This is a genomic window from Blastopirellula marina (assembly GCF_002967765.1).
Taxonomy (GTDB): Bacteria; Planctomycetota; Planctomycetia; order Pirellulales; family Pirellulaceae; genus Bremerella; species Bremerella marina_A.
Window position 1 is genome coordinate 156,391 of sequence record NZ_PUHY01000012.1, and the last position, 25,419, is coordinate 181,809.

Below are 25,419 nucleotides of genomic sequence, written 5' to 3' on the forward strand. Positions count from 1 at the left end.
TTTCACATTAAGTGGCGGCAGTTTCCTTGCCCTTTTCGTAAAGTTCCACCAGCGAAGTCGACGGATTGGTCAGCTTCAAAACTGGGGCAAATTCTTCATAGTCTTTGTCGACCTTTTCCAGCGTTTCGGTAACGCTCGGGCCGCCCTTCATGACTTTGTCGTAAGCCGCTTGAAAACGCTCCAACTCGCCCCACGATTCGTCGGCGGTGGCTGGAAGCAAGGCGGACAAGGCAACGGCAACTCGGCCTGGCTGCTTTTCTGGTGCGTCCAAGTACTGATCCAAGTCGAGGTGCGATTCAATTAGCTCGGCAAAACCTTCCGGCAAGCTCCAACCACGAGCAATCACACCACCAGCTTCGGCGTGCGTCCAACCGAACGTCTCACGTTCCAAGTCGGAGATACGGTTTTGCCCCTCGCTACGGTTTTCAATCAGTGTGCGGTATTTGTCGCCCAGTTCTTTGGCCAAAAGCGGGACGGCCATATCTTGAAGCAGGGCAGCCGCGAAAAGATCTTCGGCGTCCTTCAGACCCAAGTGCTTGCCAACCGTGCGGGCGAACAAACCACGGCGAAGCGAATCTTGCCACAGGCTCTTAAGATCGAATGGGCCATCTTTCGGATTCGGCATCAAGCTGAACACGGCGCTCCATAGCGCGAAGTTCTTGATCGTGCGAATACCTACGAGCGTAATCGCCAGCTTGACGTTCGAGATCTCGCGCGAGAAGCCAAAGTATGACGAATTAACAAATCGTAATACCTGACCGGTTAGACCTGGATCGGCTTCGATAGGTACGGCAAATTCAGCAGGGCCGTTTTCCGGATCTTGGGCAAGTTCCAACAGGCGAATCGCACTCTGTGGCAAAGCCGGCAATTGAGCACCCGCCAGTAGGTCTTTCAATGAAGTGTTCTGAGTCATCGTGATTTCCATTCCGTCATTTTCTGGTAGCGAAAAGTTGTCCCCCGGTCTTTCTTGGAAACGCAGACCGTACCTGAAATAAATAGGTCACACCTTCCAGCGGGGCAACTTTCCATCGATGAAGGTTTTGTAATCTTGATTTCGGGATCGTTGCCGAGAATCGTCACGTTGCGATCCAGCAACACGACGCCCTAGAAGAGTGGGGATTTAAAGAATCGCTCGCCAAGTTAGCGAGACGGACAGTTGCGATGCAAGGCTATGCCTACAAAAGACTTAGAGGCATTTATCGCTGAAATCGTTTAGAATCGGCACAGTCGCTGCAAAACATGTGGGAAGAACTCTTCCTTGTTCCTGTTTGGCAGAAACGACTGTACCTTGCTTCGCACCGTTCTCAGTACGATCCTTGTTTTTTTCGCGCTTTGGATGGCAACTTCGGTTGTTATCCCCGCGACCAATCCGGCTAGTTCGCCATCGGACGAAGAAATCATCTGGCGCCGCACCGATTCAGGCTGGGTTCGCGCTGAAGATTGGCTCGTCAAACGCGACTATCTTTATCACCAGCCGTCACCACCGGTCTATCCACTCGCCGCGTTACCAATGGTCGTTTTACTTAGCGTAACGGCACTCGTCCTGGGCCAGCCAGCCACGAAGCGCAAGAAATCTATTCGTCCTCGTCGGGCGAATCATTGAGGTCGTTGTTGGCTTCGATCTCGGCACGCAGTTCGTCGATCTTCATCGCCAGACGAGTTAGATCGGGAATGTTGTCAACGCCCATCTTCTTGAACACATTGTGACGGCGAGCTTCGACCGTACGAAGGCTGACATCCAAGCGGTTGGCAATCACCTTGTTGGCTTTGCCGACCATCATCAGCTTCATGACTTCTCGTTCGCCAGCGTTGAGCTTCTCGTAGTTTTCGCGAGCCTCGGCCTCTTCTCGACCTTCCTGACGCCACCGAGCATCGAGCGAGATCGCTTCGTTAACGGCATCGATAATCTCTTGCTGTTGGCAAGGCTTTTCCAGGAAGGTAACTGCGCCGTTACGCATTGCCTTAACAGCAATCTGCATATTAGCGTGCGCCGAAATCAAGATCACGGGAATACGTTGTCCCATTTCGACGAGTTGTTCCTGCAGTTCCAAACCGCTGAGCCCCAACATGCGCATGTCGGTCACTACACAGCCAGGCCGGGCCGCATCGAACGATTGGAGATACTGCTCCGCCGAAGCGTACGTTTCCACTTGGAGTCCAAGCGATCGAATCAACATTCCAATCGATTCGCGGGCCGCTGGATCGTCGTCAATGACAAACACGGTCGGATTCGTCGGCATTGCCAGTCACCTGCTGAATAGTTGTAGGAAGCGTAAAAGAGAAAATGGTACCGCACGTGGGAGCCGCTTCAACCCAAATTTTGCCGCCGTGCGATTCAATGATCGTCCGACTGATCGAAAGCCCCATCCCCATCCCGGTCTCCTTAGTCGATTGAAACGCTTCGAAGACATCGAGATCTTGTGGTAAACCAACTCCGTAGTCACGAACGGAAACTTGCACCAGAGATTCCCCTTTGGACTCCACCAAGTGCGATTCCACTTCAATCACGCGCTGCGGATTACTATCGTCAATCGCGTCGGTCGCATTGCTGATTAAGTTGGTCAATACTTGCTCAATTTGAATTTTATCGACAAAAACCCCGGGAAGCGAATCAGCAAGATCAATCTTTACTTCGACCGCTTGTTCTTCCAACAGCGGTCCAAGCAGTGCAATCGAATCATTCAGCAAATCCGCAATTGGAACCGACTCGACTTTCGGCGCAGCGCGGCTTACGTAATTGCGTAATCGCTTGATAATCTCGGCGGCCCTTCTTGATTGCTGACCAATGCGCGAGACACATTGACTGACACTTGGCAGGTCGATGTTATCAGGATTCTTTAGCAGGTTCTCACATGTCCCGGCATAATTTGAAATAGCATACAGTGGTTGATTGACCTCATGAGCCAATCCGGCGACCAATTCGCCCATCGCCGTCAGTCGCAGGAAATGCGCAAGTTCAGCGTTCCGTTTGCGAATTTCCTCTTCGGCGTTCACTTTTTCAGTAATATCGTGCACCACACCCACGACGTGGGCACTTTGACTATCCGAAACATGCACCGGGGAAATCGATATCTCTACCCAGCGGTACTCATCCTTTTCAGTCAGAATCCGAATCGTGTCGCGTACCGGTTGCCTTCTGAGAATTGCGTTCACGATGAGATGAAAGCGTGTTTCGTAACGCGAATCGCAACGAATGACATCCAATCCTTCTTGCCGCACTGAATCGCGTGTGCAACCAAGGATTTCGAGAAATGCCTTGTTGCAGTCGACGACGTAGATCTTGCCTTGGGACAACTGAACGATGAAGATCCCATCGCTGGCCGAGGCAATTGCGCGATCACGAATTCGCATTTCTGTCTCTGCTTCTTTGCGAAGCGTGATGTCTTGAAACACGTACTGCGTGGCCTCTTGACCGTAATAATCGACGGCCGTGGTCATCAGTTCGACGTCGAGAAGACTTCCATCGACTCGGCGGACGACGTATTCATTCATCATTGCCGGTGAACGCACACCGACAACTTCACCGGTATGTTTGGCAAGTGCATCTTCATCTGGGATCGAGAAATCTTCGATCGTTTTACCCACAACTTGCACAGTGGAACTCGCTCCGAGACAGGTCAGCGCCATGCCGTTGGCCAACACGATGCGGCCCTGACACGCGACCACAATCGACATGGGTGAGTGATCGATGATTGCTCGATAACGCTGCTCGCTATTGCGGAGTGCTTCTTCCGCTTCTACTTTCTCGCACTGCAAGCGCCATTCACGGATCGAACGCTTAGCCAAGCGAGGCAGATCGTTGAATCCTCCATCCGACTTGACAACGTAATCGATAGCTCCTCGCTTGAGCATCTCGACCGCGGTTTGCTCGTCACCTTGACTCGTGATGATCATCACCGGGTAACGCTGCATCGGAAGATGGGACTCGATCAGATCCGCGCCCACGCCGTCCGGCAACGAAAGATCAACGATCACGAGATCAGGCAGCTCGGCTTCGATCGCCGCGCGAGCATCTTTCAGCGAGAAACGCGTCGTTAGATCGAAATCCTCCATCTCGGAACGAAAACCACGCATGATCAAGCGTGCGTGGGCGGAGTCATCTTCCACAATCAACAATCGAAGCTTCTTAGCCATGTATGTCCTACCACTGGCTTGAGTCGAGACGATGAGGCAATTCGCCGAGTAAATAAGAAAACACTACTTCTCAGACGCGGGCGTGTGATTCAATTCCGTCCAATAACTTCGGACCGATCGCATCAATTTCACAAAATGCAGATAATCTATCGGCTTTACCAGATAGCTATTAGCAAAACGCTCTGAAGCTCCCCGAACATCCGAATCGGCATCGGACGTCGTCAGCACGACGACAGGAATTTGCTTCAAGACAGGATCCTCCTTAACCCGCTGCAACACCGTCAGACCATCGAACTTGGGGATCCGTAGATCGAGCAGCACCAAGTCAGGCACAATCGTGCTGCCCTGGTACTCGCCGGTATGAAATAAATAGGCCAACGCAGCTTCGCCATCCGACACATGATCAACACAGACCTCGTCGCCAAATTCGCGGAGCGTACGCATCATTAATTTGGCATGAGCCGGATTGTCTTCGACCAAGAGAACTCGGCCACTCTCTCGAACCATCCCTCAAGCCCTTTCTGAATCAATTTACATCGCTTGCAGCAGCATCTTGTGAGGGCTTCACGTGCTCGTCTTCAAGTACCTTAACATACTGATCTTCTGGTATTTGAAGACCATACCGCCTTTCGATCAATATCGTGCCGAACACGAGCAAAATCAACGATGCAAATATCCACGCCAAATCAAAGATGGCAGTGAGAGCGGAAGGAACGGCCAAAAACGGCGTGCAGAACGTGCCAACGATCGCTCCGAGAAGAAAGCCTATGAAAGCACCGGGCCATAAATTTTCGCGAACCCAGCCGACAATAAAGCCGACGATGGCCCCGCAAACAACCATGGCGATGCTCCAAGAAGCCCATTGACCAAGCCCTACAGCCGACCCCGCGACGTCCGTATCTTGAAACGACCGGACAATCGGCACCGCAATGCGCGCAAGTAACGCAGAAAACGCGACGAGCAGCATCAAAAAGATGAGAGGGAACGATTGGCCTCGGAGAAACTTCATAGCGTCTCAGTATCCACCCTTTCGAAGTTTTCCATCAGCGCGGTGGCCCAATTGGTAGAAAGCTTCTGGATCGATGGTGTTAGTAATAAACCGGACGCCTCCATCTCCAAACGCGGTATTTATTCCGCCAGGATGATAGCTGCTAAGTCCACCTACATAGAGCGCTGGATCATTAGGAATCACGCCGAATACCTGACCACCCCCGGTAGCAAAAGCTGGCGCTCCGCTTGCCGCAAAGTCCATGAAGTCCGCTTCCGTCCACTTCTTGGTTTCCTCTTTGGGCTCGCCAGGTGCATCTTCATCGGTCGACTCTTCGTCCGTGGCCTGCTCTTTATCGGTGGTTTCACCTTCCGCTGCGTCACCCTCAGCTTCGATATCGTCATCGTCGTCGGCATCCATTGACCGCATGCCCATCATTGCCTCGTCGTACTCATCCTCATCAAGATACTCGTCTTCTGCGTCGTCAGATGCGTACTCGCTAAAATCGATGCCGAAATCAACTTCTGCTGGCGTGAGATCAAGCGTGTTTAGCCACTCTTTGGAAGTGAACACGTTGGGCAAGGGAATTGCCGAACCCTGGTTGGGCGGCGTACCGGTGTTTCGTAGTGTGGCTCGTGTGCCACTCAACCAACCAAGATTGCTCGAAGGTTCGATGAGAGTTTCAGACAGAAACAATGTGAATGCCAAGCCATCGCTCACGTCGTTGGTCGTGAGGTTCTTGTTCAAGATAAACACGCCACTGTTGGTCGTATTGATGGGCAACTCACAGTGGTTGTGTATCCCAACATATTGCGAAACGGAAACCTTGTCGTTAGCGCGATTCCAAGGACTGGAAGGACAATTCAGAAAGTCTAACTCTAATTCCCGCGGCCCGTTCTGAGCTTTATCGTAGACACTCTTCTTAAAATCGATGTGATCGTAGGTTGTTGAATCACCCATATACGGAAGAATCGCCGAAATCCAGTTGTGATGGTAGCCAACCGGGGCATTTCGAATCGGGCCGGTATCGTTGATGCTCCCGGCGGGGAAGAAGTTATTCGTCGCCTCGTAGTTGTGGACCGACAGAATCAACTGAGCCAAGTTGTTCGCGCACGACATACGACGGGCCGCCTCACGTGCTTGTTGCACCGCCGGAAGCAGCAATGCAATCAATACGCCGATGATGGCAATCACCACCAAGAGTTCCACCAAAGTAAATCCGCGTCGGTAGTTACGGTTCATTTATCTTGCTCCGCCTGAGGGAGTGGTAAGGTCAACTTGAGCGACTCGCGAGAGACACGCGGTAGCTTGTCTCCCAGCTTCACTTGTATCTCGACGTTTCTCAGTTGCTCGTCGTCATGAGGACGAACGGCAATTACGATTTCGGCAGGTCGATCCAATACTCCGGATTCGCCTGAAATGTTCCACGTTTCCCCCTGATAAGCGGGATCACTCTGCAACTGAGCATTGGCGAGTGACACAGCACTTTCAATCAACAGCGCCGTTTGCGGCGTCGCTTGACTTTGCCGCATTTGCGATTGCTGAGTGGTCCGCTGAAGCGAAACGGTCGCAATCAACACGGCCGCTGCCATGGCTACGAGCACGATCACGCCGACAAAACCGTGGCGATGGCAATTTCGGCTTACTGGAATTCGACGCATCATGGCCTCCCCACACTTTGCCGAATGGTAAAAGCTCGACTGGACTGACGATGACGTTGTGGTTCGACTCGAATGAGAACTTGATCCTCTGCCGGCAGCTTGATCGTCACTTGGCAGTTGGGCAGTGCATATCCTTCATGACTGATTACCTTGTCAGCCCCCGCTTCAATGCGTTCCACCTGATTTGGTTTGACAGCGTAAGTAACGTTCGTCAAGGCTTGATCTAGGACGATCGTCTGGGGATCGGTCAGCTTCACCTCGGTTGCTGCTCGCAGATCGTTTCGCAGTTGTGATTCCCACTGCGTGAGACCTCGCTGCAGATTGAGATGCTCCTGCGTCTGACGAGCGTTCCGTTGACTCTGGCTCAAAATGCGGATCGACATCGTCGCGATCACCGTTCCTACGGCCATCACCACGAGTACTTCGATCAGGCTGACACCACGTAGCTTCCTCATGATGGGTCCTCCGTTTCAGTGGACCCATCGGCCGTGAACCGCCAGACCATAAGCCGTTGGGTTGGAAGCTCGCTGGAGTGCGGATTCCAAATCAGTTCATAGCGGTTTCCAGCCACCGGATTGGTTTCCGGATGAACGACAACCTGGAGGGTGCCTGCTGGCAAACCGTCCGCTTCTTCCAAATCACGCCCCCATTCGGTCAACGTATCTTCGGTCAATTGCGAAGTATCCGCCGAGAGAACCCGATCGGCGAGGTTGGTCAGAGTTTGCTCGGCTCGAATTCGCTGATTATCTAATCCAACTCTTAGAGACTGGACGACTTGAATCGAAAGCAATGTCGTCAGCATCGCCCCCAAGATCGCGAGAGCAACGACACACTCGACGACCGAGAGTCCAGGTTTTCGCATTTGTGCGGAAGCGACCATTTGCATTACGCCTAAGACAACTCCGTGATCATTTTCACCAACGGAAGGAACACTCCCAGCGCTGCGGAAATCACCGGAAACGCGGCAATCAAAACCAGGATTGGTAAGGCAATCTTGGTAACGGGAGCCATGCGGTGCATGTGTCGACGGCGCTTCCCAATCGAGACTTCTTTGAGCGCCCAGCCAAGATTACCGGCATCTTGGGCAGAGCGGATTAGTGCGGTTTCGCCAGAAGTCAAAACTCGCTTGGCGCGCAAAGCGTCGATCCAATCTCCCCCATTCTTCATTTGCAGATACGTTTGATGGGCAATGTAGCGAATACGACTCGAGGGAAACTGCTTGCGAATCACATCCATGGCTCGCTGCAGCGGCAAGTCGGCGGCGACCACGACGGATAATACGTTCAGCAAGCGACATTCGTTGACCGGTCCATGCACCCAGCGCAGTCCCCAAGGCAATTCTGTCAGCCATCCGATTTGCACCAGAATCATAAGAAACGCCAGCAGCAGCGCTACCGGAATCAAAATGTACAAGCAGGACAAGATCAACATAGACGACCACGAACTCCATCCCCAGACCGTCGAGACTGCTTCGTCGTAGATATCAAACTCTTCCAGGATTTGCGCCATCGTTGGCATGAGTTTGATTTCCATGAAGGACAGACAACCCACCTGAAAAAGCCCCACGACGATAATCGTAATCAACGCTCCGAGAAAGAAATCAAAATTCCCATAGTTGGTCGTCTCGTCACGGGCAAACCGCTTTGCGTAGCGATTTACTTCGTCGACGTTGCCGAGGGTTCTTCCCAGTTCTAAGGTCATCAAAGCTTCGGCCGGCATGTCGACGCGCGCGGCTCTGGCGGCTGCCGCCAGCGGCATTCCAGCTCCCAGTGCTTTGGCAAACTTCCCCGCTTTCTGTTCCTGCAGGCCGGCAGCTTCTTGGCGATAGGCCACGACGCTAACGATCGGTGAGATTCCTTTTTCCAGACCCGCCAGGACTACAGAAACGAGCCCGCGATTCTCAACCATGCGATAACGCTGCATCGCGAAGCCAAACACGATTGTGCAGATTACCAGCAGCATGACCACCGCCATGAACCCAGAAACACCGATCCACCAAGCCGTACCACCAACGCAGATAAACAACCACGCGATCAGCCGCAAACCGCGCCGCATGACGGTTGGTTCTTCGTGCGTCGTACTGTCCCACTGCGTCGACAAAATCAGTAGCACGACGCCCAAAATGACCGCCATCCAAAGATTCTGAAGGTGATAAAGCAGTTCCATGGATTACGACAAATTCTGAATGAGATCGATAAGTGGAAGGAACATGACTGCCATTCGAATCGCTGCCCAGAACAGGGCCGCTAAGACCATCGTCGTGATAATCGGAGGACCAATCTTTTGAATCAATTCGCGCCGCATCGCGAGGCGATCCTTCAGCAGGCTTTCGGCCGCTTCAAACGCCTCGCACAGGTTACCTGATTGTTCGCCCCAACGAATCAGTGGCAAGATCGAGCTCGGAATGTCCATGCTACTCAACCACACGTCGGCCAGCGTTCGACCTCGATCCATTTCGCTGGCCCAATACGGAGCCAGCTGAGCCATTCTACGACTGGCGAGTGAATCACTTGCCAGACGCAATGCTTGTGGAGTCGGAATGTTCTGGGCGACAAGCAATCGCAGCTTCACCGTGAGATCAAGTGTTTCGTACCACCAGAATATCTTCCCGAGAAGTGGAATACTGCGACGAAGCATCGCGGTTTGCGTTGCTGACAGGAACGCCGGGATCAGCAGCATGCCTGCCCCGGTAACCAAAAAAAACGCGCTCCACGAAACAGGTGGAGCTTTGAAGATCGTTGGATCGAAGGGGAGATCGAGTTCAAAGTCTTCGTAGATCTCGAGAAAGTTCCCCTGCACAACCGGCATCACGAAAACATTCAAAAGATCAACCACCAACAGCGTCACCGTTGCTAACAACAAGGTGTACGACAAGGCTGCCCACAGATCACGCCAGTATTCGCGACGCCACGTTTCTTCGTCCAGCAATTCGAAGAGTGTGTCTCCCAGGCGATGCGACTGAATGCCTGCAATTAAAATGCTTTGGTGATATTTTGGCAGTCGCACATAGCTCAGTTCGTGTTCGACCAATGGATTACCGCCGGCGCGAATCTCACGGGCAAGTTGGAGAAAAGCTTTTCGTAACTTGTTGCCACTTACCTCTTCTGACAACGCTTCTAAACCTTCGTCAAGCGGCAAACCAGCTTGAGCAAGTTCCCCAATCCCTTGCAAGAGCTGCGCGGATTCTTCATCGGTGAGGATGATCGGCTGAACTTCGGAATTCATCGCCATATCCTCATTCGAATCGCTCTGAGCTGCCACCACCGGAAACTCCAGTGAGCTCTCAACGCTTGAGTCAGGATTCGAACGATTAGGTAACGGCATGGAGGGCTTTTGCGAAGAGTATTTATGTAGGATCAACCAGAACGTGACGGATAATCCCTATCCAAGGAAGGAACAACATCGCAGCATAAATGGCCACCACGACGCCACCCACAATCAGGGTCGCCAAGATGGGGAGCTGATTCTGAATCCACATGCATTGACGCCGCGCCTTGGCATAATATCGCTGAGAGGTTAGCGCCAAGCTATCGGCCAACGCGTCAGCCGTCATGTGGGAAGCCAACAGCCAGCGGCTGAGCGGGCTCAACTCTGGCGGCGCCGTCTTCGTTTCGCCGCGTTCGATTCTCTCTGCCCATTGTTTGCCTGCGCGGATTAACCGACGACTACCTGTCGCTTCCGTGGCTAAAACAATTGCCTCAGGCAAAGCACATTCATGCCGCAGAAGCAGGGACATCAGATCGAACACCATCGCCCATTGGCAATTGCGAGCCACCTTTCTGGCCCCCGGGAGCAACCAAACAACAAGACCATCCCCCAGGAAAAGTGGAGACGGCCAGATGAACAGCACCGCGACAACCAATAGTAAGACTCCACCAATCACTCCCATGGCATAGAACAGCGGCTGCAGCATGAGGAAGAAATCGATGCCTTGAATTACGTAATCATCAGGCGAGATCAACGTATCAATACACAATTGCCGCATCGTCCGCAGCTGTTCCATCCCGACGGTATTGGCCAGGATGCCAGCAAGAATCAGCAAGATTGCTGGGTAAACGGATGCGGTTAAGTACGAGGCCCGCAGCTTTTGAATCCGGCGAGCCGTCGCGGCAACATCTTCCAGAGCCGAAGTCAACCGTCCGCTACGGAGGCCAGCGGTTAGCACTGCGCGGTACATCGGCGGAAAACCGGTTCCCACCTCGCCGATCGCTTCATCCAGTGGCTGCCCATTGGCAAGCCGACGGGAAAGATCCTCGGTGAGCCCCTTTAGACTGCCCGTTAAATCCCCGCTCATCCGGCCCAAATGAGGATCTAAGGGAAGCTCGACGCGCGATAACGAAATTATCTCGGCATTTAGGGCCAAGATATCTTCCAAGCGGTATGATGGAGGGGAAGAAGCCACACAGACTTTCCGGGGACGAGTAGCGAGAAGTAGGTAGCCTTATTCTATCAGCGATTGTTTTCATGCGAAAGAATTTGCAACTTTTGTCGGGCGGACTTGCCTTGAGCTTCGGCTTGGTCCTGGCAGGCTGCTTTGGCCCGCCTTCGCCCCAAGCTGGCGGCACGGTAGACGCCTCCGACCGCCCGCCATCCCAGGAAACGGCCAGCGTTGATAAGCCGCTCCTGGAACCGCCAGCCAAGGTCCCGGTGGTGGTCCACCAAGATGCCGATCGCTCGATCCAACTCTCAGCGTTAACGGCACGTCTTTCCGGCAAGGGATTGCGCCTAGATGAGAACGATCGAATTGTCGGATTCCGAGATCGAACTCAGCGAGCAACCTGGCGAATGAAGTTGGTCGCACCAGGAACCTATCAAGTCGAAAGCGACACGCTTTGTACCGGCCCAACGCGTGAAGCTCGGATGCGTGTACGCGTGGGCGAAACGCTATTCGTGGAAGAGCTAAGCGAATTAAGCGAGAACGCTTATCTACTTGCGAAGACCTCACTGGGTGAACTGAAGCTAGACACTCCAGGCACTTATGAGGTCGAAGTCGAGATGGTCGGCTTGCCCCTCGTGGGCGACTTTGCGATCGCCGAGCTTCGCCTGATACCAGGGGAAGTTGAACCGTCGCCGCTGCCTAAGTTAAAGCTGGACGAAGATTCCGATCAGAAACCGTGATCCCAGTTTCTCTATTTCTGTTTCCGCTGCTGCTGCAGAATACATACGATAAATTGCATGATGGGCCTCTCTCTCCTTTAGGTCTGTTCCACTGTTCATTCTAACCACAACGCATTCACGTTCTCTGTGGTTAGCCGAATTTCGATGAGAGCGGTTCTTCTATCTTGAATTGATCGGCTATTGCCGTTGTCATTGATTGCTGAATTCCAAAAGATTTCGCCGTCAATCTCTCGCAAACTGCCTGATTTAACATGACTCCCTTTGCGGGGACGCTTGCATCAAGCGCCGAAATCCGCAATATTTCTCAACACCCATTGCACTTTTCTCATTGCCATGGGACTTACGAGGGTTAACCTCAAAGGTTTCCCCTGCTCATCATGCCCCGCAGCTATTCACAGGCACCCCATGCTTGAAACGGCAATTACCCTCGGCTCGTTCGTCTTTTTTACCGCGCTCGTCGGGCTGATCACTTGGTTTCTGACTCGCAAAGATGATCACGGATCGTCGTCTGGGTATTTTCTCGCAGGACGAAGCCTTACCGGTGGTTACATTGCCGGTTCGCTGATGCTGACCAATCTTTCGACCGAGCAACTGGTCGGTTTGAACGGCGCGGCATTCACCGATGGTATCTGCGTGATGGCGTGGGAAGTGATCGCAGGTGTTTCGCTCGTGATCATGGCGTTGTTCTTTCTGCCTCGCTATCTTAAGAGCGGTATCGCAACGGTCCCCGAGTTCCTCGAAGAACGGTATGGCGATTCAACCCGAGCAATCACGTCGCTCATTTTCATTATCGCGTACGCCGGTATTCTGTTGCCGATTATTCTGTACACCGGAGCAACTGGCCTCACGGGCATTCTCGATATCAAAGGGATGCTCGGCTTACCGGACACGGCCGCGTCGGACACGGCGGTCCTGTGGGGTGCTGTTTGGCTCATCGGTATCATTGGTTCGATCTACGCGATTTTCGGTGGTCTCCGAACGGTTGCGGTTTCCGATACGCTCAATGGTTTCGGTTTGTTGGTGGGTGGCTTCCTGATCGTTTTCTACGGCCTGAATGCCGTCAGCGACGAAGGTATTTTCAAGGCGGTCGAGATCATGCAGACCGATCACCCCGAGAAGTTCAACTCACTTGGCTCGTCCACCTCATCGGTTCCTTTCACGACACTGTTCACCGGCGTTCTGCTGTTGAACCTCTTCTATTGGTGCACCAACCAGCAGATCATTCAACGAACCTTCGGTGCGAGCAGTTTGAAGGAAGGCCAGCGCGGCGTGTTGATGGCCGGAGCATTGAAGATCTTCGGCCCACTGATCTTGGTCCTACCTGGCTTAATCGCCTTTCAACTTTATGGCAACGAAATCGCAGGGGACCACGCTTATGGAACGCTCGTGCAGAACGTGCTGCCCAAGCCACTAGCTGGCTTCTTCGCAGCCGTCATGGTTGGGGCGATCCTCAGTTCGTTTAACTCGGCACTCAACAGCACCGCTACGCTGTTCAGCTTAGGCGTTTACAAGCAGATGCTACATCCCGATGCATCAGATGAACGCGTGATTTCGTCAGGTAAAGTGTTCGGCACTATCTTGGCAATCGTGTCGATGACGCTCGCACCTCTGTTGGCTGGGCAAGACAGCATCTTCGGCTACTTGCAGCAGATGAACGGCCTCTATTTCATTCCGATCTTCTCGGTCGTGTTGGTCGGCATGCTCTCGAAATATGCTCCGCGTGTTGCCGCAGACATCTCGTTGATTCTCGGTTTCGTTGGCATTGCGGTGTTTTACTTCGTGATTCAACCGATGTCCGCAGACACCCGTTGGGATCTCAATGGCGCCTTCTATAACTTCCACTTCTTGGGATTGATGTTTGTCACGCTGGTTGTTTTCCAGTTGATAATGGCCTTGATTGCTCCGCGTACAACACCCTACGTTCAGCAAGATTCCGGTCAGGTCGATATGACCAGTTGGCCGTTGGCTTGGCCGATCGGCATTGGCTTGGTGGTGATCGTGCTCGGTATCTATGTTTACTTCGCCGATCCGAGTGTCATCTGGCCGCTGGCCCCTCCTTCGGGCGAAAGTGAAACGGTCAGCCCAGAGGCTGTAGACCAAGCCCGGATATTCATCTCAAGCTGCCTCAAATCTGTTTGCTGAGTCGCAGACAGGTGACTAGAAAAGACTAAGGAATGCCTCGCTCAGATTGAGCGATCATCACTTCCAGGCATTCCTTCAGATGCGTCCGTGCCCGATGCAAACGGCTGCGGACAGTGCCGACTGGAAGTTCCAAGACATCGGCGATCCGGTCGTAGTCCATCCCTTCCAGTTCGCGGAGCACCAAAACGTCGCGGTGCTCTTCGGACAGTTTGGTCAACGCTGCGTGAACCTGACGGACGTTCTCTTGTTGCTCGATCCGATGAGTCGGCCCCTCGGACTGGTCGACGGGCTCGCTGCCGATGTCTTCTCGCACTTGATCGATTGAGTGAACCTTCTTCCGGCGCCGTCGATGACTGATCGCAATGTTGAACGAGATGCGATAGAGCCAAGTGTAAAAGGCACTATTTCCTTGGAAGGTCGCCAGCTTGAGGTACGCCTGAACGAATGATTCCTGGACGACATCTTCGGCGTCTTCACGTGAACCGAGGATGTGCACCATCGTGTTGTAAAGTCGTTGCTGATAACAGCGCACAATCTCCTCGTAAGCGGCTGCGTCGCCCTGGAGAATGCGCTGAATCAATAACGAATCGTCTGACACGAATCAGGGATGCCGATGGGTTAGGTCGAGAAGAAAACCATTCCAGTAATTGCGGGCGAGCTTGGGATTCCGCGCGGCGACTCACCTGCTGGATGGGGAAAGACAAGTTCTATCGTAGCTAAAACGTCCCCCCGTTTCGAGGAGTCACGCTTCAGCTTGACGTTACTGTGTGTCGCGATGGACGGTTTCGGGGGAAAATGCGGGTAAGCACACCGCAATGTACTCGGCGCCCTCGGGATGGGGACTGCTGTAACGAATCCATTCCCCTTTTTTGGCGATTATTGCCTGACCGGCCGAGACCTGATGGACACTACCAACGGTTTCTACCGTTAGTTCTCCTTTGAGAACGACGGTGTATTCGTCGAACTGAGGCGTCTGCCCCGGTTCCACCCATCCACTCGGACTCACCATCCGAGCGATACTGACATCCGAAGTCTGGCTGTTAACGCGACCGACGAACTCTTGTATCACCTTCGGCTTGTTGCCGGCGGCTTCGATCACCGCTGGCTCAGAAATAAACACAGGCATCTAGGGGCGTCCTACTCAGAAATGGGGGCAGCGAAAAGCTCACCCATTCTTATGCAGCGGCCCGAGGCCAGGCAAGTGGCTGCTTGCGAAGACGAGCGTAAACAAACAACGCCACCGACAAGATAAAGATCACGACGCTAACGTTTTGTGAGATCGTCAGCCCGGTGCCACCAATGGCATACTCGTCCGTTCGGATAACCTCGAGCAGAAAACGGGTCACCGAGTAAAGCCCTAGTGCAATCGCGATGACTTCGCCATCTGCCTTGCGAAACGGATAGTAAGCACACATCAACAGACAAAGGATCAATCCGTTCGCACTGCTATAAAGTTGCGTTGGATGGACCGGCAGCGAAGCCTTGGGGAGCGGGCCGGCATGAAGGTCGACGATTCCTTTGCCGGTGATATCGAGGAAAATGCTTCCCGGAGCGACTCCCTCTTCATTGTTGATCGTCCACGAGTGCAGCAGGGAATTGGAAAGCACTTCCAGAGGCTTGTTTTTTTGCCCTTGCAAATCCTGACCGTTCACGCGATTGACGGTATCTCCGATTTCGATCTTGCCGCTTTCGCTCGCCGGGGAATCGGGCAGCACGTTCGCCACACGGACGTCTCCCTTTTCATCCTGAGTAAATAGCAGCCCGTAGAAGGCGCCATTTTCCATGTGGCGAATGTACGGAGGCGTGAATTGGGGAGGTGCCCCCTGAGGAAACGATACGGCAATGGGCAGCGTGCATAAACCACCGTAACAGCAACCGTTCATGAAGCATCCGATGCGACCGAAAAACATGCCGATCATCATGCTCGGGGCAATCAAGTCGGCCAAAGCCAACGCATTGAGATGCTTCCGATGACAGAAGATCAGAAACGCCACCGCACCACCAATGAGCGAACCGTAAACCACGATTCCCCCTTCGGTCACTTGCATCACTCTGCCGAGAGTCGCCCGCCAGTCACCAGGGACGTAGAACGTGTGCCAATACTGAATCACAAAAAAGAGACGTGCCCCAACCACGCCGCTGACAATCATCACCATCGCCAACGAGTAGATCACCTCAGGGTTCAAACCCATCTTCTGCGCACGGTAGGCCGCCAAGCCAACCGCCGAAATGATGGCCAGCACCAGGAGCACTCCATAGCCCCGAACGGGGAATCCCATTTGGCCTCCCTCCGGGACGCGCAACATCGGCAACACGAACACGATCGCGGCGGCCACAACCAGGAACAGCATCGCGTGCCCGACCAACTCTTGAACGAAGTTCGGCTTCCGGGAAAGAAGGTAAATCCAAACCGCAACTAGAACGCCCCAAAGAATGAGCAACCAACCAAACCCCAACACAGGTAGGCCAAAAAGATCGTCGGGGATCGGTATCAAAAACAGGGTGCGTTGCACGATCGATTTTGGGGGTTAAAGACTACTAACGGGAGGACGGCGGGCTGACCAACACGTTGTCAATCAACCGCGTGGCCCCGACTTTTGCAGCCACAAGGATAACGACCTCGGCCGTGATTGTCTCCACCGATTTAAGTGTCTGCGGGTCGGCAATCGTCACATATTCCGGGGCGATACCCGCTTCCTGCATAAGTGCCAGCATTTCACCCGACAACAAATTGCCATCGGTCGCCCCTGCTTCAATTTGGGCAACTGAGGCCCGCAAAGTCTGTGAGATAACTAACGCAATTTTCCGCTCTCCCTCGGAGAGATACCGATTCCGCGAACTCATTGCTAAACCATCCTCTTCACGAATGATGGGGCAGCGGATGATTTCGATCGGCACCAACAAATCTCGCACCATCTCTTCAATGACGCGAACTTGCTGAAAATCCTTCTGGCCGAAATAGGCCGCGTCGGCCGGAGCCACTTGAAACAACTTCAGCACGATTGTGGCAACGCCATCGAAATGAGTCGGGCGAAACTCACCTTCCAGGGTTCGAGCAATCTCAGGAGCGTTTACTTCCGTCGTACTGCCGGAAGGATACATTGCTTCGACCTCCGGAGCGAGCACCCACACCGGTTCAAACCGTGACAAGAGCTTCAAGTCCGTATCGAGTGTCCGCGGATACTTCTCGAAATCTTCCCCTGGGGCAAACTGTGTTGGATTTACGAAGATAGTCACAACGGTCAAGTCGCAGGTTTTCTGAGACTCGGCAACGAGACTCAAGTGTCCTTCGTGAAGCGCTCCCATCGTCGGTACGAGCCCCGCACGCTGACCACGAGCTTGAGCTCTACGGACTTCCGATCGTAACTCGGAGGGATCGTGAAAAACGCGTGGTACCTGGGACATATCTGCTGTTCAACAAAAAGGAGTTAGAGGGCGGCTGAGACGCGGACGAGCGGCATCGGGGTTCTCTTCAAAATACACGCAATTGGCGTTTCGATGTCTTCGATTAAAGCCATTTGAGCCGCAAACCACCGGGAATTTTTGAATCCAAGCAATGATTTTGTGACGTCCAATTCGTAGACAAGAAACGAACAAAGGGCTGCGATTGCTCGCAGCCCTTTGCTTATTCGGTTTTCGCCATCTCGATTAGACGAGGCTGGCGGCACGCATCTTCGAAGCCTGACCTGCTTGGCCGAAGGCAACCATGCGATCGATACAAACCTGCTTCATGGCGTCGCGTGCTGGGGTCAGGTAAGCACGTGGATCGAAATCAGCAGGCTTTTCCATCAGGACCTTACGAATCGCGCCGGTGATGGCCATACGGTTGTCGGTGTCGACGTTGATCTTACGGACACCACTCTTGATACCACGTTGGATTTCTTCAACTGGCACACCGTAGGTCTGCTTCATCTCACCACCATACTTGTTGATGATGTCTTGCAGTTCCTGGGGAACGCTCGAGCTACCATGCATCACCAAGTGGCAGTTAGGCAGACGCTTGTGAATTTCTTCGATGCGGTCCATCGCCAGGACTTCACCGGTCGGCTTTTTGGTGAACTTGTAAGCACCATGGCTGGTACCAATCGCGACGGCCAAAGCATCGACGCCAGTTTCTTCGACAAAGCGAGCGGCTTCATCAGGATCGGTCAGCAGCTGATCGTGGCTCAGTTCGCCTTCCGCACCGTGACCATCTTCCGCTTCGCCCATGCCACTTTCCAGCGAACCCAAGCAGCCCAACTCGCCTTCCACGGAGACGTTCTTGGCATGAGCCATTTCGACGACCTTTTTGGTCACGTCGACGTTGTATTCGTAGCTTGCTGGGGTTTTACCGTCAGCTTCCAGCGAACCGTCCATCATCACCGAGGTGAAGCCGTTTTCAATGGCGCTCATGCAGGTTTCCGGGCTGTTACCGTGATCCTGGTGCATGACGATCGGAATGTTTGGATACAGTTCGGAAGCAGCCAACATCAAGTGACGCAAGTAGTTATCTTGCGAGTACTTACGAGCTCCACGCGAAGCCTGAACGATAACCGGCGAATCGGTTTCCTTGGCAGCTTCCATGATCGCTTGGATCTGTTCCATGTTGTTGACATTGAAAGCAGCCACGCCGTAAGAGTTTTCGGCAGCGTGATCCAACAGAACCCGTAGGGGAATCAAAGCCATGAGGTATCTCCCGAGTTAGAACGGTGACACGGCTGCTTGAGGATACACATTGCCCCTACGACAGCCAAAGTGTTTCATTGAAAGTCGTTATTATCAGAGCGTTTGCGGCGTGAGGTCAATCCCCGGTCGGCTCGTCAAAATGCGAGGGAAGCAGACCTTCCGTAGAGTCGTCATTAAGGGGAAGATTTTCCTTGACATGGGAAGGCGTTTGAAAAAGATCGTCAAATTGCGTCCCTGCCACCCGGATCATGAGTACTTGGCGACGCAACGAACCGCCACTTTCCCTCTGGAAATAGACCTGACCGATCCCTTTCGGATCATTCGTTCCACTAATCAACAATGTTTGCCCTGGCTCAAGCGTGGCCGCGAATTCGACCTGCGAGAGCACCCGGGTTTCCTTCCGGGTTTCGATCCGGAACATTCCTTCGCCAGGTTCGATTCGCTGACGGGCTTGGCCGTAATGAATCTCCGGCGTAATGGCAATTTTTACGCGCCCGTCGTTTTGCGGGAACGCCTTCATGATGAACTTGCATTCGGCGTCTTGGTAGGTTTCGCCTCGAATGCTTCCATCGATCCGTTCCAGCAAGGAGACTTCCGGCTGCAAAGGAACCATAATGTATTCGCTTCGTTTCCCGCGTGGGAACTGGCGGTGGTTGATCGCGGCTCGCTCTTCGCCGTCAACCTGAACCATCTCTTCGCCGTTGAGGCCTTTGGATCCTTGGCGACCTTTCATCATGTCCCGAATCGGAGCAGGCACGTTAAAGTCAATGATGCCAACACGGAACCCGTTGGCTGAAAGCTCGCGACGTTTTTCCAGCGGAATGCTTTGCTCGTCGACCTCTTGCCAAACGTCCAACAAGGCAACTTCTTCCGCCGTGGTCAGCGATAGACGAGCCATCTCGAGCATCACCGTGTCTTCCGAGATCGGTCGTGGTGGAAGCTCGCTTGGGGGAACGTCCTCGGGCGTCTGCCATAGCGCGCAGCCACTCAACGCGACAAAGATCGCGAGCAACAAGACAGCGGCGGTTCTTCGAGCATCCATGCAAGAAGTCGCTAAGTTTCCAGGGTAAGGAACAATCCGACAAAGGTGCGCAGCATTGGGCGGGGAGATATTAGAGAAAACCCCGCCTGACTGCAATTGCGTTTTCTAATGTGCTAGCAATGGACACCGTTTCGCTTACTCACGCGGCAACGGTACCTGAGCCGGATTCTTCAAATAAGAGATCAAATCGAGGAACTGTTCATCGGTTAAGAGACCGCCTGGTTGATTCGGCTCTGCCCCCAGCTGCAGATCTGGCATCGGTGAAAGATTCGTCTTCTTCTGGGCTTCGATCTCACCCTTCTCGACGGTCACCCGATCGGTCGGTGTTTGCAAGGTGAGCGTCTTATCGGTCTGTTCCGCCACAATCCCACTCAGCACGCGACCATCTTCCATCTGCAGCACGGTCATTCGGTAGTCGGCACTTACGATGGCACTAGGGTCAATTATGTTTTGCAACAAGTAATCGATGTTGCTTCGGTTGCTACCGGTCAGGTCTGGGCCAATCGTGCTTCCTTCGCCATACAAGCGATGGCACTTGGCGCACAGCCCTTCAAAGACCACACGCCCCTTGGCCATGTCGGCCTGGGCGAGATTGGCTTCGGTGAGTCGACCTTTCCAATAGGCCATGGCTTTCTGCTTCTCTTCGCTCGACTCGCGAACCTCTCCCCAAACTTCGTTAGCTCGCTTGGCAAGAGCCTCGTCGCCCAACGATCGCAATTGCCGCACGTGAATCGCGGTCACGTCTGATTTTCGAATTCGATTTTTGTCCAATGCATCAAGCAGCACACCAGCAAACGTGGGACGCGAAAGCAAGATCGCGAGAACTTCAGCTCGTTGTGGTTCGCGGAAGCGACGATAGTTAGCAATCAGCAACTCCGCCGCGGCCGGGTCGTCGTAAAGTGCCAACCCACGAGCCGCCACAACGTTGACCATCGAAGTCGTGATCAGCTTTTCGCAAATCGAACGTAGATCATCGGGCTTCGCTTCGATCAGCGAGGTAAGAGCCGCCTGTCGCGTAAGCGTGTCGGCTTCGCTACTGAGGGCCAACTTCCTCAATTCATCCAGGGCCCGGCCATCGCCGAAGACGGCTCCTAGCTCGCGTACCTTAGACGAAATTTTCGGAACCGGAAGCTTGGCCAACTTCAAGGTCAGCGTGTCCCAAGCAGCTGGCTTGGGTGCTTTCGACCACCCACGAAGCGCTTCACTCATCCCTTCTAACATGGCATCGACTCTTGGCACAGTCGAGACACTTGCCTTGGTAACCAGCGCGTTAATTGCCTCGGGCTGGCTCTCAATCTCTTCGGTCAATCGGCGGGCGATCAGCTTGGTCGTCGTCGGCCAAGTACTCGCCGCGGCCACTTCTACCAAGTCCTTCAAATGCTCTCCACGATTAGACATCAGCCCGTACCAGACCATTAACGGAAGATTATGATCGGTGGCATCTTCCTTGTGCGTTACGAGCGGCGTAGCCAGCTTACCGCGCATGTCGAGCGGTAAGCGTTGCAATGTCGAAGCGAGCGTTAAACGGACGAACGACGATGGGTCGTTATCAGCCATTTCAATGAACTTCGGCAACAATTCGGTCGCTTCGTCGTGAACTTGCTTGGCGATCGCATCCTCTTGCGGAATCGGACCGAGGGCCGCATCGAGTTGCCACTGCTCGGTCAACAGGCGAATCGCCCAGGCCCGCACATGCTCGTTCCGATCGTCTAACAGCTTTTTGAGCAGAGGCCGATCGGCACCGCCAATCGCATTCAAAGTCCACAAATATCGTAACCGATTACGATCGTGCTTGGCCTGCGAAGTCAAACCTTGTTCTGCAGCTTCCTGCAAAATGAGTGGTTGCAGCAAGCTGGCCAGGGCAGTCATGTCTTCGCCAGCCAATGCCTTCTCTTGCAGGACGAGCCGCGCCATGCGCGGTGCCCAATTGTCATCGAGTTCCTGCACCATCGGATTTTGGAAGTAAGAGTCGCCTGCCGGTGGTCGTGTGAACTGCCTCGCACGATCGTACGACACACGATAAATTCGCCCGCTGGTTCGATGCACGCCGGTATGATCGTGACACTCGCCGGTGTCGCTCCAATCAATCACGTAGACGCTACCATCGGGGCCAGCGCTAAGATCCATACCGCGAAAGAATGGATCGTCACTTAGGAGGATGTCGTTACCATGCTTGCCAAGGTAACCACTTCCTTCACGTTCTAAGATTTCCTGATTCGCCCGGCGGCCGTGCATATTGAACGTAAAGAGATTGCCGCGATACTCCTCTGGCCAGTTGGTTCCCTGGTAGATCATCATCCCGACGTGTGCGTGACCACCACCGAACTTGTTCGCGGCTCCGTCGCGTGAATCTTGCCAACGCCCGCTAGTGTCGAAGTGCCAATGATCGGCATGCATGTCGATTAATTCGTATGAATGTGGATGCGGATCGAGAGCGAAGTTCTGCATGAAATGAGCCCCCGGTAGCATGTGCCACAGGTGGCCGTTCACAGTGTTAATAAAGAATAGTTCGCCAAGCTCATCCCAATCGTGCCCCCAGGGATTGGTCGTGCCAGTCGTCAGGACCTCGACATGTTTGGTCTGCGGATGATAACGCCAGATTCCCCCTTCCATCGGCAGCCGCTCTTCCTCCGGTGTGCCAGGCAAGCCAATATGTCCCGGACACGAATGGCCGCAGCGACCATAGAGCCAGCCATCAGGGCCGAAACGAAGTCCATTGGCGAAGTTGTGATAGTTATCCTTGGCAACGGTGAATCCGTCGAGCACGACTTCCGCCGGACCATCTGGCCTTCCATCGTGATCGGCGTCAGGGACGAAAAGCACCTGGGGCGGGCACATCAGCCACACGCCGCCGAGACCAACTTCTACGCTTGTTAGCAACTGCACGTTGTCGATGAAGACATTTCGCTTGTCGAGTTTGCCGTCGCCGTTGGTATCTTCAAAGAAAAGGACCCGATCCCGCAAACTTCGATCGAACTTCATGCTGGGCTGGTCGTACGTATAGTTCTCGGCGATCCATAACCGTGCCTGGGAATCCCACGCCATATCGATCGGATTTTGGACGTTTGGCTCGGAGAAGACGACTTTGACGTTAAAGCCTTCCGGCACCTCGAGGCTTGCCGCGGCTTCCTCTGGCGGCATCGGTTGAGCCTCTTTGTCCCGTTCAGAATTGTGAATCTCGGGGAAATCGGCCCAAATCGGGCTGGCAGACAACAGCAAAATGAGAAAGGTTCGCATGAGCGACTCGCCTTGAAGAGGAAAGCTGGGGAGAAGGGGAATTGGCGGGAAAAACGAGAAAAACTAAGTCTAATCCATTCCGAGTCGCCTCAGCAAACTGTTCCTGACGCCTCTTTCCAGCGGGGCGATTCCCACCATAAAGCTGCTCGTCAGAATGCCATTAATTTGTTACCATCCGGGTTTTACGACGACTCGCTCTGCCTGATAGGCAGAAATTCAAATACCAACTTCGCGACCAAACCCCAGAAACCACATACGGAAGTCGGCATGACTATCGACGCTTATTCCTATCCACCTTGCGGCACCAACAAGAAGATCAAGTTTCATTGCCCCGACATGGTCGGCGATATCGAAAAGATCGAGCGCCTGCTGCAAGGCGATCAGCGCGTGGCGTGCCTCGACTTTGTGAAAAAGCTGCTCGAGAAGTACCCAGATCACTCGGTACCGCTGTTCTACAACGCCATTCTGAATCTTCAGCTTTCGGATGAACACAAAGCGGAAGAAGCGATCAACTTGTTTCTGGAAAAGCATCCAGAATTGCCTTCGGCCCATGCCTTGAAAGCGACCTTAGAAGCTTCCCTAGGCAAAGGGGATGAAGCAATCGGCGAGTTGCAAACAGCGCTCGAGAAGACCGAAGTTAATCTCCATCCATCGCTGTACGATGCCTTCGGTGTCGTAGGCCAGATGTTGCTGATGACTGGCAAAGTACTCGCCGCGCGGGCTCACTTCACGCTGCAGTCGAACCTGGCTCAGGACGACGACAACACGCCAATGCAAATGTTGATGCGGATGAATCATGCTCCGGAGATCCCAATCTTCTTGAAGCAAGATCTCTCCTTCGTCGAATGCCCAGCCGACTTCCCTCGCAAGGACGAATTCAACACCGCCCTGAAAGATGCCACGCAAGGCTTGTGGCGAAAAGCTCTTGCTCAGTTTGACGAATTGCGAGCAGGCGCACCACGTAATCCAGCCATCTTGGAAAATATCGCAGCTCTTCAGTTCAGCTTGGCCCAGGACGAAACCGCTGCCAAAACGCTGCATACGTTTGCCGTGGCCGAACAGCGGCTTGACTTTGAAACAGCCGCCGAAGCAGAAGCCCTCGCCAAGTCGCTCAGTGAGCAGGACGAAGAACAGATCGACGTGGTCGCTGCCTCGATGCCCATCAAAGAGATGGAGCAGCTGCTCGAAAAGCTACGCGTCGACGAACGTGCCGAGCACCTGCCGGTCGACCTTTCGCAGCTAGGCACGGAGGATTCGCCTCCACCGCGTGCAGCCTACTTGCTGCTGGACAAGCCACGCATTGCGTCTGCCGCAGAATTAACACTCGACAACGTTTCGAGCGTTCTAGGCGAAGTCCTGGTTTACGGCAAAGAGACTGATCGTCCCGCACGAATTGAATTCACTTCCGCCAAGGGTCCGCTATTCGATCAAGCAATTGCCACGCTGCAAGAGATCTGTGGTGACACAATCGACCCAACCGTCGAGGAATCACCGCAAGGCCGCATCTACGCTTTGCAAGATTTGATGAACTGGCAGTGGCGTCTGCCGGACGATATCACGCCAGAGAAGCGTGCCACGCTGATGGCCGAAAAACGCCGTCTAGTCATGCTGGAACAATGGATTGAGTTCCCGCTTAAGACGCTCGGCGGAAAGACGCCGCTGGCCGCATCGCAAGATTCGGAACTTCGATTGCCACTCGCTGCCGAGGTGCTGACCTTAGAGATGGTTGCTCAGCAAGAGAAATGGAAGTTCGACTTCAGCGAGCTGCGTAAGAAGCTGAACTTGCCTGGCGCCGACATGCTTTCTACAGACGACCTCGATGTCCTATCGGTTCCGATCACGCGTCTGCACCGCCTGCCAGCCGACAAGCTCTCGGACGAAGATTTAATTCACGCCTACGGTCGCAGCGTGATCCGTGGCCTGAACAAGGCTGTCGAAATCCTGGCGAAGGAACTGCTCAGTCGCGAATCGCTGCAGGAACAGATTGATCGATCGCAGCTTTACGGCGAGCTCGCACGCACCGCCGCCGACGGTGACGAAGCACTCGGCTATTTGAAGTTGGCCCAAAACGAAGCCATTCAGCAAGGACAGTCGCCAGGGCTGTGGATGGTTGCCGAGCTATCCATGCGGTTCGAACGACGCGAAATGGCGGAAGCCCAGCAATTGATGCAGGTGCTGATGTCGAAGTACGCTCAGGAACCGAACACTGCTCAAGCCTTGTTCGGTGTCTTGCAGCGATTTGGCTTGATTACGCCAGATGGTCGCATGGCAGGCATGCCACAAGGTGCTCCTCCGGCAGCTCCTGCCCCGGAGCAATCGCCAGGCCTATGGACTCCAGGTGCCGGCGGTCCACCTCCAGCAGCTCCGCCACAAGCTGCTCCCCCGGCGGAGGAGAAGAAGTCGGGCTTGTGGCTTCCAGGAATGGACTAAGC

At 53.8% G+C, this 25,419-nt stretch carries 23 protein-coding genes; 4 read left to right on the forward strand and 19 right to left on the reverse strand.

Going from position 1 to position 25,419, the window contains the following annotated elements:
* Positions 1-7: 7 nt before the first annotated feature.
* A complete protein-coding gene (locus C5Y83_RS16960; protein ID WP_105331884.1) occupies positions 8-913 on the reverse strand; it encodes an HDOD domain-containing protein in 906 nt (301 codons plus the stop codon).
* A gap of 423 nt (positions 914-1,336) precedes the next feature.
* Between C5Y83_RS16960 and C5Y83_RS16965 the strand changes: the two genes are divergently transcribed.
* Entirely contained in the window at positions 1,337-1,603 is a 267-nt protein-coding gene (locus C5Y83_RS16965) for a hypothetical protein (RefSeq protein ID WP_146117810.1), read from the forward strand.
* Here C5Y83_RS16965 and C5Y83_RS16970 read toward each other — a convergent pair.
* From C5Y83_RS16970 to C5Y83_RS17020, 11 genes are all read right to left on the reverse strand, one after another.
* The gene (locus tag C5Y83_RS16970) at positions 1,575-2,240 is read right to left on the reverse strand and encodes a response regulator transcription factor (RefSeq protein WP_105330959.1); all 666 of its coding nucleotides are present in this window, start codon (positions 2,238-2,240) and stop codon (positions 1,575-1,577) included. The two genes, C5Y83_RS16965 and C5Y83_RS16970, sit on opposite strands and share 29 nt — an antisense overlap.
* Positions 2,209-4,134: a PAS domain S-box protein gene (locus C5Y83_RS16975; RefSeq protein WP_105330960.1), complete on the reverse strand. Its 1,926-nt coding sequence runs from the start codon at positions 4,132-4,134 to the stop codon at positions 2,209-2,211. The genes C5Y83_RS16970 and C5Y83_RS16975 overlap by 32 nt, the downstream gene beginning before the upstream one ends.
* A 63-nt stretch (positions 4,135-4,197) precedes the next feature.
* Complete coding sequence (locus C5Y83_RS16980) at positions 4,198-4,641, reverse strand: response regulator (RefSeq protein ID WP_105330961.1); 444 nt, start codon at positions 4,639-4,641, stop codon at positions 4,198-4,200.
* A 19-nt stretch (positions 4,642-4,660) separates the two neighbouring features.
* The gene (locus C5Y83_RS16985; protein WP_105330962.1) at positions 4,661-5,143 is read right to left on the reverse strand and encodes a hypothetical protein; all 483 of its coding nucleotides are present in this window, start codon (positions 5,141-5,143) and stop codon (positions 4,661-4,663) included.
* 6 nt (positions 5,144-5,149) lie between these two features.
* Positions 5,150-6,364 (reverse strand): DUF1559 domain-containing protein, encoded by a 1,215-nt coding sequence (locus C5Y83_RS16990; RefSeq protein ID WP_105330963.1) that lies wholly within the window; start codon positions 6,362-6,364, stop codon positions 5,150-5,152.
* Complete coding sequence (locus C5Y83_RS16995) at positions 6,361-6,786, reverse strand: hypothetical protein (protein WP_146117811.1); 426 nt, start codon at positions 6,784-6,786, stop codon at positions 6,361-6,363. The genes C5Y83_RS16990 and C5Y83_RS16995 overlap by 4 nt, the downstream gene beginning before the upstream one ends.
* Positions 6,783-7,238: a type II secretion system protein J gene (locus C5Y83_RS17000; protein WP_105330965.1), complete on the reverse strand. Its 456-nt coding sequence runs from the start codon at positions 7,236-7,238 to the stop codon at positions 6,783-6,785. Before C5Y83_RS17000 ends, C5Y83_RS16995 begins: the two co-directional genes overlap by 4 nt.
* Entirely contained in the window at positions 7,235-7,663 is a 429-nt protein-coding gene (locus tag C5Y83_RS17005) for a hypothetical protein (RefSeq protein ID WP_146117812.1), read from the reverse strand. The genes C5Y83_RS17000 and C5Y83_RS17005 overlap by 4 nt, the downstream gene beginning before the upstream one ends.
* An 11-nt stretch (positions 7,664-7,674) precedes the next feature.
* Complete coding sequence (locus C5Y83_RS17010) at positions 7,675-8,916, reverse strand: type II secretion system F family protein (RefSeq protein ID WP_158262389.1); 1,242 nt, start codon at positions 8,914-8,916, stop codon at positions 7,675-7,677.
* A 36-nt stretch (positions 8,917-8,952) separates the two neighbouring features.
* Complete coding sequence (locus C5Y83_RS17015; protein WP_158262390.1) at positions 8,953-10,008, reverse strand: type II secretion system F family protein; 1,056 nt, start codon at positions 10,006-10,008, stop codon at positions 8,953-8,955.
* Positions 10,009-10,129: 121 nt separating this feature from the next.
* Positions 10,130-11,185, reverse strand: a complete 1,056-nt coding sequence (locus C5Y83_RS17020) for a type II secretion system F family protein (RefSeq protein ID WP_105330969.1) — start codon at positions 11,183-11,185, stop codon at positions 10,130-10,132.
* Positions 11,186-11,247: 62 nt separating this feature from the next.
* Between C5Y83_RS17020 and C5Y83_RS17025 the strand changes: the two genes are divergently transcribed.
* Both C5Y83_RS17025 and C5Y83_RS17030 read left to right on the forward strand, forming a co-directional pair.
* Positions 11,248-11,901 carry a hypothetical protein gene (locus C5Y83_RS17025; RefSeq protein WP_105330970.1) on the forward strand — a complete coding sequence of 218 codons (654 nt, stop codon included), beginning with the start codon at positions 11,248-11,250 and terminating at the stop codon, positions 11,899-11,901.
* Between the two features lie 405 nt (positions 11,902-12,306).
* Positions 12,307-14,043 carry a solute:sodium symporter family transporter gene (locus tag C5Y83_RS17030; protein WP_105330971.1) on the forward strand — a complete coding sequence of 579 codons (1,737 nt, stop codon included), beginning with the start codon at positions 12,307-12,309 and terminating at the stop codon, positions 14,041-14,043.
* Positions 14,044-14,068: 25 nt separating this feature from the next.
* Here the strand turns inward: C5Y83_RS17030 and C5Y83_RS17035 are convergent, their stop codons facing one another.
* The 7 genes from C5Y83_RS17035 to C5Y83_RS17070 form a co-directional block, all read right to left on the reverse strand.
* Positions 14,069-14,623, reverse strand: coding sequence for an RNA polymerase sigma factor (locus C5Y83_RS17035; RefSeq protein ID WP_233207262.1), 555 nt, complete (start codon positions 14,621-14,623; stop codon positions 14,069-14,071).
* A 180-nt stretch (positions 14,624-14,803) separates the two neighbouring features.
* Positions 14,804-15,169: a cupin domain-containing protein gene (locus C5Y83_RS17040; RefSeq protein ID WP_105330973.1), complete on the reverse strand. Its 366-nt coding sequence runs from the start codon at positions 15,167-15,169 to the stop codon at positions 14,804-14,806.
* A gap of 49 nt (positions 15,170-15,218) precedes the next feature.
* A complete protein-coding gene (locus C5Y83_RS17045) occupies positions 15,219-16,556 on the reverse strand; it encodes a prolipoprotein diacylglyceryl transferase family protein (protein WP_114304688.1) in 1,338 nt (445 codons plus the stop codon).
* Positions 16,557-16,581: 25 nt separating this feature from the next.
* Positions 16,582-17,448, reverse strand: coding sequence for a pantoate--beta-alanine ligase (gene panC, locus C5Y83_RS17050; protein ID WP_105330974.1), 867 nt, complete (start codon positions 17,446-17,448; stop codon positions 16,582-16,584).
* 243 nt (positions 17,449-17,691) lie between these two features.
* The gene (gene fba, locus C5Y83_RS17060; protein WP_105330976.1) at positions 17,692-18,708 is read right to left on the reverse strand and encodes a class II fructose-bisphosphate aldolase; all 1,017 of its coding nucleotides are present in this window, start codon (positions 18,706-18,708) and stop codon (positions 17,692-17,694) included.
* A gap of 115 nt (positions 18,709-18,823) precedes the next feature.
* Positions 18,824-19,750, reverse strand: a complete 927-nt coding sequence (locus tag C5Y83_RS17065; protein WP_105330977.1) for a hypothetical protein — start codon at positions 19,748-19,750, stop codon at positions 18,824-18,826.
* A gap of 135 nt (positions 19,751-19,885) precedes the next feature.
* Positions 19,886-22,987, reverse strand: a complete 3,102-nt coding sequence (locus tag C5Y83_RS17070) for a PVC-type heme-binding CxxCH protein (protein WP_105330978.1) — start codon at positions 22,985-22,987, stop codon at positions 19,886-19,888.
* A 267-nt stretch (positions 22,988-23,254) separates the two neighbouring features.
* Here C5Y83_RS17070 and C5Y83_RS17075 point away from each other — a divergent pair, with 267 nt between their 5' ends.
* The gene (locus C5Y83_RS17075; RefSeq protein WP_105330979.1) at positions 23,255-25,417 is read left to right on the forward strand and encodes a hypothetical protein; all 2,163 of its coding nucleotides are present in this window, start codon (positions 23,255-23,257) and stop codon (positions 25,415-25,417) included.
* Positions 25,418-25,419 lie beyond the last annotated feature (2 nt).